This is a genomic window from Bacillus cereus group sp. MG9 (assembly GCF_040459995.1).
Classification (GTDB): domain Bacteria; phylum Bacillota; class Bacilli; order Bacillales; family Bacillaceae_G; genus Bacillus_A; species Bacillus_A mycoides.
In genome coordinates, this window is record NZ_JARVHC010000001.1 from 1,151,035 (window position 1) to 1,166,879 (window position 15,845).

The following is a 15,845-nucleotide window of genomic DNA, read 5'->3' on the forward strand; positions in this document are numbered from 1 at the left end:
TTTATTTTACGATAAACTACTAAAAAAGAAAGAGGTTGTCCTATATTTAGGACAACCTCACTATGATTAAGATAGTACAGCTTTAATTTTTTGGAACGCCCACTCTAAATCTTCTTCAGAGATTACTAGAGGTGGTGCAATACGAATTACGTTTTCGTGTGTTTCTTTACATAGTAGACCAGCTGCTTTTAGTTGTTCACAGTAAGGACGAGCTGGCTCGTTTAATTCGATACCGATGAATAAACCTTTACCGCGAATGTCAGTAATCATTGGGTTATCAATTTCTTTTAATTGCCCAACTAGTTTTTCTCCTAATTGAAGAGAACGCTCTGTTAATTTTTCTTCTTCTAATACTTCAAGAGCTGCAATAGAAACAGCACATGCAAGTGGGTTACCACCGAATGTAGAACCGTGAGAACCTGGCTCGAATACACCTAAAATGTCGCTGTTTGCTGCAACACAAGAGATTGGGAATACGCCGCCGCCAAGTGCTTTACCAAGTATGTACATGTCAGGAGTTACATTGTCCCAGTCGCAAGCAAATACTTTACCCGTACGGCCTAAGCCTGTTTGGATTTCATCTGCTACGAATAAAACGTTTTCTTTTTTACATACTTCAAAAGCTTCTTGTAAGAAACCAGCTGGTGGAATGTTAATTCCTGCTTCACCTTGGATTGGCTCTAAAATGAATGCAGCTGTATTTGGTGTAATCGCAGCTTTTAACGCTTCTAAATCACCATAAGGAATTACAATAATGCCAGGAAGCATTGGACCGAAGCCACGCTTGTACTCTTCGTTTGATGACATAGAAACAGCACCCATTGTACGTCCGTGGAAGTTATCTTCACAAACGATGATTTCTGCACGGTTTGCTTCTACCTTTTTCACATCATAAGCCCAGCGACGAGCTGTTTTAATTGCAGTTTCAACAGCCTCTGCACCTGTATTCATAGGAAGTACCATATTTTTATTTGTTAGTTTCGCAACTTTTTCGTACCAAGGACCTAATTGATCGCTATGGAAAGCACGAGAAGTTAACGTCACTCGATTAGCTTGGTCAATTAAAGCGTTAATGATTTTTGGATGACGATGACCTTGGTTTACTGCAGAATATGCACTTAATAAGTCCATATAGCGGTTTCCTTCAGGATCTTCTACCCAAACGCCTTCTGCTTTAGAAATAACGATTGGAAGTGGATGGTAGTTATTTGCCCCGTATGTGTCTGTAAGTTCGATAATATCCTTAGTTTGAATCATGATTGTTCCCCCTTTTGTTATTACAAGAAGTTTGTAAATACTCTAAATATTATAGCATTTAAATATAAAAAAGCGAAACATTTCCTGAAAATATATGAACATGTTATCATATAGAGTGAAAAAGTGTGAAAAAGAGGAGGCAGGGATACGATGGTACATATGCATATTACAGCATGGGCGTTAGGATTAATTTTATTCTTCGTTGCGTATTCACTTTATTCAGCAGGAAGAAAAGGTAAAGGTGTACATATGGGGCTTCGCCTTATGTATATCATCATTATTGTGACAGGTTTCATGTTGTACATGAGTATTGTGAAGACGGCAACAGGTAGCATGCACATGTGGTACGGCATGAAAATGCTAGCTGGTATATTAGTAATCGCTGGAATGGAAATGGTTCTTGTGAAAATGAGCAAGAACAAAGCAACAGGGGCATTTTGGGGATTATTTATTGTTGCACTAGTAGCGGTATTTTACCTTGGACTGAAATTACCGATTGGTTGGAAAGTATTCTAATAAAAAATAAAACCACCTTATGATCTCAAATATTTGGGAGATAAGGTGGTTTTTATTTTATGTCGCATCAATATGCAACTCTTCTCCGTTTGCTTTCGTAAATCGCAAAATATTTTTATTAGAGGAAGAGTGGCGTACAAAATGATGCTGCAATGTACAAATCATTTCGTCGTTATCGAATAAAAGAATATTTACTCCTTCGCATGCTTCCTCTTTTGGCAAGAAGGATAAATAATTATGACAATACATGCAATCATATAAAGAGTAATTAAGTGATTGCAATGATTCGGTTAATAATGTAAAGACAGAGTCAGGTAATTCCTCAAGCCATTCATTATAGCTAAGAAGTAATTTTTTTCGAATTCGTATCATTTCCCCGTTTTGGAGAGAATGTTGTTCATTTGCAATTTGTAATATATCTTGTTCATAAAAACGAGCTGGTAGCCAATTGTTGTTATATAAAATTTCAAAACCATCTTCAGCAATATCTTCTAATAGAAAAGCCTCATCATTTTCATCATCAAAGAATACCCATTCTTTGTTTATATATTCTACATTACCGACTGTATGAGCGCGCGGTTGGTTATACAAAATGTGTTTGCGTTGTATCATAGTTCATTTCTCCTTTTATAGAAATAGTTATTCTTGTTATGGACAGTTCGTACGTTCTTTATAACTAGACACACCTAAAGATAGATGGGCATACAATAAAACACGCTTTACACTGTGAAACTGCTATTCCATATGTGGATAGTTAGTTATCGTCAAGTTTGTTGTTTTTATGTATCCGCACTCATAGGGTGGGGATTACTGCACGTTCAGAAACAGATATTAGATTAGGAAGGATGATTCTTATGTGCGGGATTACAGGATGGGTGGATTATAAACGCTCATTAGAAGGGGAAAGGGACATCGTGACGAAGATGGCGGAAACGCTAGCGAAACGCGGTCCAGATGATAATAAAGTTTGGATTAAAGGGAACGTCGCATTTGGGCATAAACGGTTAATCGTTGTAGATCCTGAAGGTGGTAAACAACCCATGACTTGTTTAAAAGACGAAACGAGTTATGCGATTTGCTATAACGGAGAGCTCTACAATACAGAAGATATTCGCAAAGAGTTATTAAGAAGAGGTTATACATTTAAAGGGCATTCCGATACAGAAGTACTATTGGCATCTTATATTGAATGGAAAGAAGAATGTGTCGATCATTTAAACGGTATATATGCGTTTGCAGTATGGGATGAGAAAAATGAACGAGTCTTTATTGCCAGAGATCGATTAGGTGTAAAACCGCTTTTTTATAAATATGATAGTGGACGATTATTATTTGGTTCAGAGTTAAAAGCGATACTAGCGCATCCAGATGTGAAGGCGGAAGTAACGTTAGAAGGGTTGTCAGAAATATTTGGCCTCGGACCATCTAGAACGCCTGGTCACGGTGTATATGCTGGTATTCAAGAACTGCGTCCGGGTCATGCAATGACGTTCTCAAAAGACGGTTTATGCATATGGAGATATTGGAATGTAGAAAGTAAAAAACATGAAGATTCATTTGAAGAAACAGTAGAGAAAACTCGTTTTTTATTACAAGATGCGATTACGAGACAATTAGTTTCTGACGTACCACTATGCACTTTTTTATCAGGAGGTGTAGATTCAAGTGCTATCACAGCAATTGCCGCGAAAGAGTATGAAAGATCAGGGAAAGGTCAATTGCACACGTATTCTGTTGACTATGAAGATAACGACAAATATTTTAAAGCGAATGCGTTTCAGCCAAATTCAGATGCACCATTTATTAATTTAATGACAGAGACATTTCAAACAATTCATCATCGCTGCGTCATTTCTAATGAACAACTAGCACAGTATTTAACAGAAGCAGTACTCGTTCGCGATTTGCCTGGTATGGCAGATATTGATTCTTCATTATTATGGTTTTGCCGTGAAATAAAACAAGATTTTGTCGTCGGTCTATCTGGAGAATGTGCAGATGAAATATTCGGAGGTTATCCGTGGTTTTATAGAGAAGATGATTTACAATCAAGTGCATTTCCGTGGATGCGTTCTACAGAAGCGCGTGAACAACTTCTGAAGAAAGAATGGAGAAATAAATTAAATTTACAACAATATGTACAACAACGCTATGAAGAATCCATTCAAGAAGTTCCTATTTTAGAGGGAGAAAGCCCATTAGAAGCGAAGAGACGACAATTATTTTATTTAAACATGGTATGGTTTATGACAACATTATTAGACAGAAAAGACCGTATGAGTATGGGGGCAAGCTTAGAAGTACGCGTTCCATTTGCGGACCACCGACTTGTCGAATATGCGTGGAATATTCCTTGGGAAATGAAAATGTATAAAAACCGCGAAAAAGGTCTATTGCGTAAGGCTTTAGAAGGATTACTTCCAAATGATATATTGTATAGAAAGAAAAGTCCGTATCCGAAAACGCATAACCCGCACTATACAAAAGCAGTAACAGTATGGCTCCAAGATTTATTAACGGATAAAGGCTCAATTTTGCATGAATTGTTCGATAAGGAGCAATTGAGCGGATTGATCGAGTCTGGGGGCAGTGCATTTCAAAAACCATGGTTTGGTCAATTAATGACTGGGCCGCAGCTTTTAGCTCATTTAGCGCAAATTCATGTTTGGTTTAAAGAGTATGGGGTAAATATTAAGGAATAGGGAAAGAGCGGCTTATATTTATGTGAGCCGCTCTTTTTCTTAAATAAATTGTCATATAAAATTCGAAATCATATTATAAACAATACTTATTTAGAATTATTATTTTGACGTACTTATTATCGCTTGTTATAATTGGAAACAAATGTTCTTGAAAAAGATTCTCATTTCCAAAATTGAGGTGCTATATAGATGACGAAGAAGAAAATAGGTTTGCTTGTAATGGCATATGGAACACCGGGGTCATTAGATGATGTAGAAGCTTATTATACTCACATTCGTCATGGCCGTAAGCCATCTGAAGAAGCGCTCCAAAATTTAATCGGACGGTATAAAGCAATTGGTGGAATTTCACCGCTTGGGAAAATAATGAAAGAGCAGGCGCATAAATTAACAGATTCAATGAATAAAATGTTTACAGAGCATGAATTTGTTTGTTACTTAGGTTTAAAACACATTGCTCGATTTAGGAGTTTTATCCCGCATTAACGGGCAGTAAAACTGCCACCTCAAAATTCAGCTGGAGCAAAGAAGTTATGTGGGAGATCAACTGCCCGTAAATGCCCGATTGGTTCAACTAATAATCAGTGTGGGATGAACAACCCCCCACTGATTAAAGTTTCACTTTATATGACACCGATTATGAATGTAAAGTTGTAACTGATGAATTAAATGCCGCATATTTTAGACTAAATATGCCCAATTCACAATCTGTATTTATTGATTGTTTAGCTGAAATTGTTTCCAAAAAAATGAAGGAAATAGTTGACAAGGATTTAATTTTGAATAATAATTAGTTTATAATAATTTTAAATAAATAATAATTACTATGAAGGAAAGAGGAGGATCACCCTTGATGAATCCAAATAAGCGCTTAACAACAAACCAAGGTGCTCCAGTTGGAGATAACCAAAACTCTCGTACAGCTGGTCGCCGTGGACCAGTATTGTTAGAAGACTATCATTTAGTAGAAAAACTTGCTCACTTTGATCGTGAACGTATTCCTGAGCGTGTTGTGCATGCACGTGGTGCAGGTGCTCACGGTGTATTCGTAACGAAAAACAGCATGCAGCAATATACGAAAGCAGCGTTTTTACAAAATGAAGGAACTGAAACACCTGTATTCGTTCGTTTCTCAACGGTTATTCATGGTCAAGGTTCTCCAGAGACAGCTCGTGATCCGCGTGGGTTCGCTGTTAAATTTTATACAGAAGAAGGAAACTATGATATCGTAGGTAACCATTTACCAGTTTTCTTCATTCGTGATGCAATTAAATTCCCTGACATGGTGCATTCATTAAAGCCAGCACCTGATACAAATGTTCAAACACCAGATCGTTACTGGGATTTCATGACGTTAACTCCAGAATCTACACATATGATGACGTGGGTATTTTCTGATTATGGTACACCGGCAAACTACCGTGAAATGGAAGGATTCGGCGTACATTCATTTAAATGGATTAATGCAGAAGGTAAAATTGTTTACATTAAATATCATTGGAAGCCACAGCAAGGTGTACGTAATTTAAGTGCGAAAGAAGTGCAAGAAGTGCAAGGGAAAGACTTCAATCATGCAACTCGTGATTTATTCGATGCAATCGAAAAAGGAAACTATCCGAAATGGGATTTACACGTACAAGTAATGCAACTAGATGAAACGGACTCTTTAGACTTCGATCCACTAGATCCAACGAAAGTATGGCCAGAAGATCGTTTCCCATTAATTGAAGTAGGGACGATGACGTTAAATCGTAACCCGAAAAACTTCTTTGCGGAAGTAGAACAAGTGGCGTTCTCTCCAAGTGCAACTGTAAATGGTATTGAACCATCTGAAGATAAATTATTACAAGGTCGTTTATTCTCTTACCCAGATACACAGCGTTACCGCCTTGGTGCAAACTATTTACAAATTCCTGTAAACTGCCCATACGCAGCTGTTCGTAATCAACAACGTGATGGTGCGATGCAAGTGGATCAAAACCCATCTACAATAAACTACGAACCGAGCCGTCATACTGAAAATCCAGTGGAAGATCCGGCTTACCGCGATTCAACTATGAAAGTAGAAGGCTATGTATCTCGTGAAAAAATTGAAAAACCAAATGACTTCAAACAAGCGGGTGAGCGTTACCGTTCATTCTCTAAAGAAGAGCAAGACAACTTAATTGCGAACTTAACAAACGACTTAAAAGGCGTAAATGAGCAAACAAAATTACTAGCTATTTGCAACTTCTTCCGCGCGGATCATGACTACGGAATGCGTTTAGCAGGGGCGTTAAATGTTGATATTACGCAGTATGTAGGGAATGTTCCGAAGTAAATAGGAAAAGACGACTGTTAAACGGTCGTCTTTTTTGTGTAAAATCATGCAGGGTATTTTGCGTTTTAGCTATGTCGGAATTCGTCGGTAAATCGATATATTGAAAGAAACGATCGATATATTTATGGGAATACAGGGTGGGGTATGCTAATCTAATCAGTGCGATAAAAGAGATGCAATCTACTATTAATAGATTGCATCTCTTTTTTAATTTACTCGCTCTGTATACTCATAAGCTTTCTCCCCGTGCATCGAAATATCAAGCCCCATTTGTTCTTCGTGCTCATCGACGCGAACAGGAAGGAAGAAGTTAATAGCCTTAATAATGGCGTACGTCATTATGATTGTGAATGCATATGTTGCTCCGATTGCTACAAGTTGTTTGAAAAGGAGAGTGGCGTTTTCGTAAAATAATCCGTTAGCACCATCGCTATTTATAGTAGTAGTAGCAAATAGTCCAGTTGCAATACCGCCCCAAGTTCCTCCAATGCCGTGGCATCCAAATGCATCGAGTGTATCGTCGTATCCGAATTTGTTTTTTAAGAAGAAGACAGCTCCGAAGCATAATATACCGCCGATTGCTCCGATAAGAAGAGCGGAGAAAGGTGTAACGAATCCACAAGCCGGCGTAATTGCGACTAAACCAGAAACAACCCCGGAAGCAGCTCCCATCGCAGTCGGTTTTGATTGGAAGAACCATTCAGAAAGCATCCAAGTTAGAGCTGAGGCAGCGGCGGCTATATTTGTATTAATAAATGCAGTTAAAGCTACGTCATTTAAAGATAATGCACTACCGACGTTGAAACCGAACCAGCCGAACCAGAGTAAGCCTGCGCCTAACATTGTAAATGGTAAATGATGAGGGGAGGTGCCGCTTATGTTTTTTCGTTTTCCTAGGAAGATAGCTAATACAAGACCGGCAACGCCAGATGTGATATGAACGACATTACCGCCAGCGAAGTCTAATGCGCCGAGTTCTCTCAGCCATCCGCCAACGCCCCATACCCAATGAGCAACAGGATTGTAAACGATTGTTGTCCAAAGAAGGATAAAAATAAGAAAGGCAGAAAATCGCATTCTTTCGGCGAATGCCCCTGAAATTAAAGCGGGAGTTAAAATAGCGAACATGAGTTGGAACATCATAAATAAATTGTGAGGAATAGTAGATGAGTAGTCTGGGTTTGGTGCGTAGGTAACTCCGTTTAGACCGAACCAATCGAGATTGCCGATAAGTCCGTGCCAATCTGGCCCGAATGATAAAGAATAACCGATAACAATCCATTGAATCGAAACGATAGCCATTGCGCTATAACTGTGCATTGTCGTGCTGAGTACGTTTTTACTGCGAACCATACCCCCATAAAAAAGTGCCAATCCTGGTGTCATCAACATGACCATTACTGTCGTTACAAAAATAAAAACTGTATCTCCCGTATTCATTCTCTCTCCCCCTATGATGTTAGAAAACATAACATCTGTATGTTATGTTTCATATCATATTCGAAATAAAAAGAAAAATCAACTAAAAATTCAGAAAACTTTTTAGGGGATGTTAGAAAACCTAACATGATGTATTTTTTGGGGATAAAATCAACGTATGCGATTTGCTCTAAAAATTGGTATAATATTCTTACAATTGTAAGTTTGGGGGATGCGTGTGAAAAAAATATGGACTAAGGAACTATTCATTTGTTTTTGTTTAGCTGTTATTTTGTTTGTACCAGTACATACTTTTGCGGAAGAAAAAAGGGAATGGCGAGATGAAGTTATATATTCCATTATGATTGATCGCTTTAATAACGGAGAATCGAAAAATGACAAACAGTTAGACGTTGGTAATTTAGAAGGGTATCAGGGCGGAGATATACGTGGGATTATAAAAAGATTGGACTACATAAAAGAAATGGGATTTACTACTATTATGCTTTCGCCGCTTTTTGAAAGTGAAAAGTATGATGGATTAAGCGTTCGAAATTTTCGAAAAGTAAATGAACATTTCGGAACAGAAAATGATGTGAAAGAACTTGTAAATGAGGCTCACAAAAAAGGAATGAAAGTTGTCTTTCAATTTCCGTATGAAGAAAATGAACAACAATTAATATACTCGATGAAATGGTGGATAAAAGAAGTCGATTTAGACGGAAGTTATGTGATACATAGTGAAAAAAAGCCGCGTGCTTTTTGGGATGAAGTGCAAAAGGATTTGCAGAAGGTAAAGAAAGATTTTTACATTATGACAAAGGAAGATAATGAGTACTATAAAAAAATAGTAGAGTCATTTTCAAAAGCAGATATGTCTGTGAAACCTTTATATGATGTGAGTGGAAAAGAAGAGGAATTCGCTACGTTTTTAGATAATCAAGAAACAAAGCGATTTGCACGTATTGCAAAAGAAAATATGTATTACCCGCCGTCTCGTTTAAAACTAGCGATCACTTACTTATTAACATCCCCGGGGATACCGAATTTTTATTACGGAACTGAAATCGCATTAGATGGGGGAGATGCTCCAGATAATAGACGATTAATGGATTTCAAATCTGATGAAAAGTTTATGCAGCACATAACGAAGCTAGGTGAACTTAGACAAGCGAGACCATCTTTACGACGTGGTACGTTTGAACTTCTATATGATAAAGATGGAATGAGTATATTAAAACGAAAGTATAAAGATGAAGTAACACTAGTAGCGATTAATAATACGAAAGAGACGAAAAAGGTTTCCTTACCTGTAAGTACAATTGGTGAAAAACAAGAGTTAAGAGGATTGTTAGAAGACGAAATTATAAGAGAAGAAAACGGAAAGTTTTATCTTGTTTTAAAGCGCGAAGAGTCGAATGTGTATAAAGTTAGCGAAGAAACAGGTGTGAATTGGTTGTTTATCTCCTTAATAGTCGGTGTGAACGTGTTATTTATTGCTTTTTTAATTGCGGTTAAAAAGAGGAGGAAATGAGGGGGCTCTCTTTTGCGCTTAATTGATAGTTTATGATGAGGTGAGATGTTTGAGAAAAAAGAAGTGGTTCGCTTTATGTTTATGTATTCTTATCGTATTCGTAAGTTTGCATTTTTGGGACAACGGTGACGATGGGAAATTTGTTCGGTGGGGCGATAGTGTGCATTCTGTTGATACAGAAGTTCTTAAGAGAAATAATATTAAATACAAAATTGAAAATGATAAAGTGTATATTTCAGAAAAATCATTGGATAAAGCAATATTTTGTTGCTCGTAATAAGTATAAAACCTCCTCTGAATAGAGGAGGTTTCTTTTTAGCGATAGTTAATGAACTGTACGTCGATTGGTAAGTCAACGCTGCGAACGGCTGCGATTACTGCTTGTAAGTCATCACGGCTTTTCGCTGTTACGCGTACTTGGTCATCTTGTACTTGCGTTTTTACTTTTAATTTCATTTCTTTAATGATGTTGTTGATTTTTTTCGCGTTATCTTTATCGATACCTTGTTGCAGAGTTGCACGTTGGCGAACAGTATTACCAGATGCGGTTTCAACTTTTCCGTAGTCCAAGTTTTTAATTGGAACGTTACGTTTTACAAGTTTAGAAATTAGAACGTCTTTTACTTGGTCTAATTTGAACTCGTCATCAGAAGTTAAAACAAGTACTTCTTTTTCTAATTTAATATCACTTTTACTACCTTTAAAGTCATATCGGTTTTGGATTTCCTTTAATGCGATGTTAATTGCGTTTGTTACTTCAGGTAATTCTACTTTCGAAACGATGTCAAAAGAACTCTCTTTTGCCATAGTTAGCACCTCCAAATAAATTTCTATCTTTTCATGCACCTAAATAGGCTATGTAATATACATATTAAAGTATAGCGGAAAATACATCGATTAGATAGAGTGTTGCAACTTAAGTGTTTTGACGGGTCATCCGTAGGGGAATATAGTCCTATAGATACAGTCTTTATTTAATTATAGTGAATTTTGGGCAGTTGGACAAATAAAGGAAAAATCGTGTTATAATTAACTTTTGTTTGGAATGATAAAAAAGATAATTTTATATATATAGAAGGGAATTAAAAAATATGTATTTGCAATTAGGATCGATTGAACAGGTAACTGTTTTACGCGAAACGGAAATCGGATATATGGTTGGAAACGAAGAGGAAGAAATCTTCCTACATAAAAACGAATTAGCTGGAGAAATTGCAGAAGGCGATACGATTGATGTATTCTTATACCTTGATCACCAAAATCGTATTTCAGCAACAATGAAGGAACCAATTATTACAACACATGATTGGAATTGGGTAAAGGTTGTAGAAGTTATTCCTAGTTTAGGTGTGTTTGTTGATATTGGTGTATCAAAAGATATACTAATTCCACTTGATGAGTTTCCAATTTATATGCCAGTATGGCCTCAGGAAGGCGACGAATTATATTGTACGTTAAAATTAACGAATCGTGATCGTTTAATTGCTCTTCCGGCAAGAGACAGTGATATGCAAGAAATTATCGTAGATGCAACGCCATCTATGCGTAATAAAAACGTAAATGGACGTGTGTATCGCTCACTTCAAGTTGGTTCATTCATACTAACTGACGAGCATTTCCGTGCTTTCTTACACCATACAGAAAGAAAAGAACAAGTCCGCATCGGTGAGCGCGTAACAGGTCGTATTATTGACGTGAAAGACGACGGTACAATTAACATTTCACTTCTTCCTCGTAAAGAAGAAGGAATGGAAGATGATGCAGCAGTACTTTATGCATATATGGAAGAACGAGGCGGAGCAATGCCGTTTTGGGATAAGAGCAACCCAGAAGACATTAAAGAACGTTTCAATATGAGTAAGGCTGCATTTAAGCGTGCACTTGGTAAACTGATGAAAGAAGAAAAGATTTACCAAGAAGAAGGCTGGACTTACTTTAAGAAATAAGATAAATGAAAAAGAACTATTTTTTCTCTTAATTTTTAAGAGAAGAGATAATTCTTTTTTTTATTATAAAGTACATAAAAAGTAAATAAGGTGTAATAAAATTCACAAAATCTGAAGATATACAAACAACTAGAATACGTTATGGTTTTTATTCTAACAAGAAATAAGAATATTTTTAATAAAAAGAATATTAAAATGAGTTTTTGGGCTTTTAGTTAACAAAGTTTCGAAAATAAACACTTTATAAAGGTTTCCTTTAAATATGATTATTGTGTTTCGAGGGTTTCCTTATAAATCTTAGCTATATATTTTACGAAATCAATGATGGGATAGTGTATGAGCGAGCGGTGCTGCGTAAAACGAACTCCTGATTTTTCCATTTTCGAAATGATTTGTTCAATTTCCAACTCTTTTTGTTGTATCTTATTATAATTTTGATATACAATGTTTTTCCATTGATAGGAAGAACCATGAAAATAACTCTCTCCTTTTACCCTGTGATTAAATATTATTTCTATTTTTTCTCTACGTTGTCTTTCCTTCATATACGATTCCGTTGACTGCATGGTTATCGCCTCTTTCCTTTGTATTGTATACTGTTTCCGAAAATTCGGTCTAACTCATCATAGCCAATGTACAGTGATTTTGTTGGGGATTGTCGTTTAAGGCTATCTTATCAACTGTATATATTTTGCAATTTCTTAATCTAATATCTTATATCTAAATAAATTGTTAGTGTGTATAAAACGCCATTAATCTTTTAAGTTTTTGCTACCAATAACAAAATTAGAAAGTAGCGAAAACGGATGAAAGATAAATTGTTTATCAATCTTTATTATAAAACGATTCTTTATGGATATGCACCTTTTTATACTCACCAAGATTTACAATATGACGAGTATCTTCATCCATGAATGTTATCCTCTATTTGTTGAGGATAGTTTTTTTATTTAGGCTAAGCAACATATCGTATGCCTTAGAACCCTTTTTATAAAAAAGGACAATATATGTAACGGCTTCCCTTTTGATATGAAAAAAATCATATAGAAATAAAGCGTTCTTAAAGTGGTTTGTTAAAAATTTGTTGTATTTGACTTAAAAAAAGGAAAGTAATATTTATTTGTAGAAAATTTTTAAGGATACAAATGAATGTAAAAATAGAATGACTATCTACGATAAAAAAGGGGGCACTTATATATGCTAACAAATGATTTAGATTTCCGATTAGAACCACGTTTAAAAGAACTGTATGAACAACATAAAATAAGAGCGCAGAAGATAGACTGGGGTTATCATGAGTTTTTACCATGGGATAAGGGAATGGACTTTAAAAGAGTTCCTTGGGATGAAAGTCAAGTTACTCTTCCTTCTGGTGTAATTACGGCCATTGAAACAGCTTTATTAACAGAAGTGAATTTACCATGGTTTACAACGTATTTATCTGCGACTTTTAAAGGGTCCCTTTCTGTTATTACAGACTTTATTCATACTTGGACTTCAGAAGAGGATCAACATTCGAATTTATTGGAGACATATTTACTACTCACTCGAAGTGTGAACCCTAAACGATTACATGAATTAAGAAAGTCAGTCGTTGAGGGTGGATTTGAGCCCGATTTTCACACACCAATCGAAGCAATGACATATACGACGCTACAAGAACTTGCAACGATGGTGTTTTACAATAATGTAGCTAAGGTTGCAAGTAAGCATGATCCAGATCTTGCTACATTATTACGCCGTCTTGCAAAAGATGAAACTCTTCATTATGCGTTTTATCGAGACGTCATTCGAACACATTTGGAATTGGAACCTAATTATTGCTATCATATTGCCAATGTGATTAGGAATTTTAAAATGCCAGGTGCTGTCATGCCTGATTTTGAAAATAGAATGACTGTAATTGCAAAAGAAGCTAACTATGGGCCGCTGCAATATTTTGATCAAGTACTTGATGTAGTAGTTGATTATTGGGGGTTAAAAGACTTACGACCCATTGCACCTCTAGCTGAAAAAGCAAGAATTGAGATTTTGGAGTACCACATAAGATTGAAAAAAATACGGGACCGATTTGGTCGTTTTCAAGGGAAAACTGATCTATGTTAATTAATCGATATTTTAGGATGTATATGGGCAAATTGACCGTCCCTTTATTGAGAATCTGACACACTCCCTATTGTTTTGGGGGTGTTTTTTACTTAATTTAATTTTTATCAAAAAAGTAGTTGACTCCAAAAATAAATTTGTGATATTATAAAATATTTGATAAAAAATCACATATATGTTAAGGTTAAGAAGGTTACCATATATGGAGGTGGATTATATGTTTCAAATTGGCGATAACATTGTTTATCCAATGCACGGAGCAGGTATAATTGAAGCCATAGAAGAAAAAGAATTCTCAGGGAAAAAACAACAGTATTTTGTTATAAAAATGTCAATCAGTAATATGCAAGTCATGATTCCTATGGGTAAAATATTAAGTTCGAGTATACGCCCAGTTACTGATATACTTGCATTAAAACACATTATACACATTTTTCAGCATGGAGAATCAGATAAATTATTGCCGTGGAAACAAAGGTATAAAGTGAACACGGACAAAATAAAAACGGGTGAAATACAAGAAGGTGCTGAAGTTGTACGTGATTTAATGCGTATGAAGAAAGAAAAGGCACTTAATACAAGCGAAAAAAAAATGTTGGATAACGCACATGAATTTTTGATTAGTGAACTGGGTTTAATTAAAGGGATCACTGAAAATCAATTAAAAAGTTTCTGTTAAGGTTCATTATAGATAATGTATTACATCCCCCGAAAATATCCTGAATTTTTCGGGAATATGATTATTATTAAAAGTAAATCATTTCAAAGACATTCAACTTCTTCAACTCACTTTTAGAGTAGGAACCTCTTTTGTTATTACTTCAATCTAATCCATTTTTATTTTTAAATTTCTTTTACGAACGTTCGAAGTTTCATCAAATAACTCGATTAAATAGTCACTTGATTTTTGCAATCCTGATTCACACTGGCACGGACAAGGAGCCGTAAGGATGAAAGAGAGGTAGGGCTTTCATTGTTTTAGGTAATATACTATCTAAGTCATTATTTCTAGAAGAAAATACAATCAATCTCACCGCTATCTTTCAGAGTTCCTTACATCTACTGAGACAGTGAATAGTAATTGTTTATCTTCTTTACGTAAAATTGATAAACGAACTGGTAACACCATATGGTCAACTACAAAAAATGGTTTCCAGACCAGGAAACCATTTTTAATTTTATTTACATAACAATAGTAAATTAAGCAGTAAGAAGGAGTGCACACATGAAAAAAATGTTAACAAAAGAATTAAGTAATGAATTAAAGAAGCGAGAAGGAATCATTTCTATTACAGTTGAGCCTTATGAAAAAATCGAAGTTGGTGGAATTCGTGTAGATGGACCAGCTGTTATTCTAATTAATCAAGAATAGCTAAAAATAGTTGTATGAACGAAGAAAAGGATCAGCCTTTACGAGAAGGGAAGATCCTTTTTGTTTGCTGCAGCTAATATGGGATATACATAACTTTTATCTAATGTATTGGGGTTAAAAGGAAGGAGAGGGTCGGGATTATCATAGTGGAAAGCTTAACATTGGTAGGATTTCTTTTCATGTTATATACATTAGTTGCTAAAAAAACAAACTAATTATTTAAAACGATATATGGTTTCCTTTTTAAGGGCGAGATTTATTTGATAGTGAAATGGATAATGTAAAGGAGGAATTTAGATGGATGCAAGGAAAGAACGCATAAAATACGAAAAGATGTCAAAGAATTATGACCGTATTTATTCAGTTTCGTTTCTCCTATTAATTGTACTTGTTTGTAGTAGTGTGATTATCATAGGAGCTACAGGGGGAAAATATGGAGTGTTTTTATTGTTAGCAATTTTACTTACCGCACGTATTACGAAAGAATCTCAAAAAAAGTATGAGCAGTATTCTAATAAAGCGCGTATTTAAAATGATACATATCTTGAAAGGAACAACCTGGATGTACATTCAAAATATCCCTATATCATCACCTATTAACTAGTAAAAGTAACCTTATATAAATAATTTTTTAGCAATTTAGGAATAGAAAACGCACCTTATTAAAATGTTA

At 35.6% G+C, this 15,845-nt stretch carries 15 protein-coding genes and 2 pseudogenes; 12 read left to right on the forward strand and 5 right to left on the reverse strand.

Features of this window, described 5'->3' with window-relative positions; all coding sequences use genetic code 11:
• Window positions 1-66: 66 nt before the first annotated feature.
• Window positions 67-1,257: an ornithine aminotransferase gene (gene rocD, locus QCI77_RS05850; protein WP_000616665.1), complete on the reverse strand. Its 1,191-nt coding sequence runs from the start codon at window positions 1,255-1,257 to the stop codon at window positions 67-69.
• A 150-nt stretch (window positions 1,258-1,407) separates the two neighbouring features.
• Here rocD and QCI77_RS05855 point away from each other — a divergent pair, with 150 nt between their 5' ends.
• Window positions 1,408-1,773 carry a YisL family protein gene (locus QCI77_RS05855; protein WP_002087025.1) on the forward strand — a complete coding sequence of 122 codons (366 nt, stop codon included), beginning with the start codon at window positions 1,408-1,410 and terminating at the stop codon, window positions 1,771-1,773.
• Window positions 1,774-1,830: 57 nt separating this feature from the next.
• On the opposite strand, the gene QCI77_RS05860 is transcribed toward QCI77_RS05855, so the two are convergent.
• Window positions 1,831-2,385: a DUF2777 domain-containing protein gene (locus QCI77_RS05860; RefSeq protein WP_044437749.1), complete on the reverse strand. Its 555-nt coding sequence runs from the start codon at window positions 2,383-2,385 to the stop codon at window positions 1,831-1,833.
• Window positions 2,386-2,627: 242 nt separating this feature from the next.
• On the opposite strand from QCI77_RS05860, the gene asnB reads away from it, so the two are divergent.
• From asnB to katB, 4 genes and pseudogenes are all read left to right on the forward strand, one after another.
• Window positions 2,628-4,475: an asparagine synthase (glutamine-hydrolyzing) gene (gene asnB / locus QCI77_RS05865; RefSeq protein WP_044437751.1), complete on the forward strand. Its 1,848-nt coding sequence runs from the start codon at window positions 2,628-2,630 to the stop codon at window positions 4,473-4,475.
• A gap of 189 nt (window positions 4,476-4,664) precedes the next feature.
• Window positions 4,665-4,940 (forward strand): annotated as a pseudogene (locus tag QCI77_RS05870) (ferrochelatase); the annotation flags it as partial.
• Between the two features lie 158 nt (window positions 4,941-5,098).
• Window positions 5,099-5,269, forward strand: a pseudogene (locus QCI77_RS05875) (ferrochelatase); the annotation flags it as partial.
• Window positions 5,270-5,328: 59 nt separating this feature from the next.
• The gene (gene katB / locus QCI77_RS05880; RefSeq protein ID WP_060749455.1) at window positions 5,329-6,795 is read left to right on the forward strand and encodes a catalase KatB; all 1,467 of its coding nucleotides are present in this window, start codon (window positions 5,329-5,331) and stop codon (window positions 6,793-6,795) included.
• Between the two features lie 207 nt (window positions 6,796-7,002).
• On the opposite strand, the gene QCI77_RS05885 is transcribed toward katB, so the two are convergent.
• A complete protein-coding gene (locus QCI77_RS05885; protein ID WP_113769121.1) occupies window positions 7,003-8,235 on the reverse strand; it encodes an ammonium transporter in 1,233 nt (410 codons plus the stop codon).
• 211 nt (window positions 8,236-8,446) lie between these two features.
• On the opposite strand from QCI77_RS05885, the gene QCI77_RS05890 reads away from it, so the two are divergent.
• Both QCI77_RS05890 and QCI77_RS05895 read left to right on the forward strand, forming a co-directional pair.
• Window positions 8,447-9,748 carry an alpha-amylase family glycosyl hydrolase gene (locus tag QCI77_RS05890; RefSeq protein WP_113734014.1) on the forward strand — a complete coding sequence of 434 codons (1,302 nt, stop codon included), beginning with the start codon at window positions 8,447-8,449 and terminating at the stop codon, window positions 9,746-9,748.
• 49 nt (window positions 9,749-9,797) lie between these two features.
• A complete protein-coding gene (locus tag QCI77_RS05895) occupies window positions 9,798-10,025 on the forward strand; it encodes a hypothetical protein (RefSeq protein WP_113734017.1) in 228 nt (75 codons plus the stop codon).
• Window positions 10,026-10,063: 38 nt separating this feature from the next.
• Here QCI77_RS05895 and QCI77_RS05900 read toward each other — a convergent pair whose 3' ends face one another.
• Window positions 10,064-10,555 carry a YajQ family cyclic di-GMP-binding protein gene (locus QCI77_RS05900; RefSeq protein WP_002030284.1) on the reverse strand — a complete coding sequence of 164 codons (492 nt, stop codon included), beginning with the start codon at window positions 10,553-10,555 and terminating at the stop codon, window positions 10,064-10,066.
• A gap of 284 nt (window positions 10,556-10,839) precedes the next feature.
• Between QCI77_RS05900 and QCI77_RS05905 the strand changes: the two genes are divergently transcribed.
• Window positions 10,840-11,694: a CvfB family protein gene (locus QCI77_RS05905; protein WP_002011240.1), complete on the forward strand. Its 855-nt coding sequence runs from the start codon at window positions 10,840-10,842 to the stop codon at window positions 11,692-11,694.
• Window positions 11,695-11,960: 266 nt separating this feature from the next.
• Here the strand turns inward: QCI77_RS05905 and QCI77_RS05910 are convergent, their stop codons facing one another.
• Entirely contained in the window at window positions 11,961-12,260 is a 300-nt protein-coding gene (locus QCI77_RS05910) for a hypothetical protein (RefSeq protein WP_002030282.1), read from the reverse strand.
• Window positions 12,261-12,891: 631 nt separating this feature from the next.
• On the opposite strand from QCI77_RS05910, the gene QCI77_RS05915 reads away from it, so the two are divergent.
• The 4 genes from QCI77_RS05915 to QCI77_RS05930 all read left to right on the forward strand — a co-directional run bounded on the left by QCI77_RS05915 (window position 12,892) and on the right by QCI77_RS05930 (window position 15,703).
• Complete coding sequence (locus QCI77_RS05915; RefSeq protein ID WP_002065481.1) at window positions 12,892-13,800, forward strand: acyl-ACP desaturase; 909 nt, start codon at window positions 12,892-12,894, stop codon at window positions 13,798-13,800.
• A 217-nt stretch (window positions 13,801-14,017) separates the two neighbouring features.
• Window positions 14,018-14,479, forward strand: coding sequence for a CarD family transcriptional regulator (locus QCI77_RS05920; protein WP_002130368.1), 462 nt, complete (start codon window positions 14,018-14,020; stop codon window positions 14,477-14,479).
• A 546-nt stretch (window positions 14,480-15,025) separates the two neighbouring features.
• Complete coding sequence (locus tag QCI77_RS05925) at window positions 15,026-15,172, forward strand: BC1881 family protein (protein WP_000738547.1); 147 nt, start codon at window positions 15,026-15,028, stop codon at window positions 15,170-15,172.
• A gap of 297 nt (window positions 15,173-15,469) precedes the next feature.
• Window positions 15,470-15,703: a hypothetical protein gene (locus QCI77_RS05930; protein WP_044437760.1), complete on the forward strand. Its 234-nt coding sequence runs from the start codon at window positions 15,470-15,472 to the stop codon at window positions 15,701-15,703.
• Window positions 15,704-15,845 lie beyond the last annotated feature (142 nt).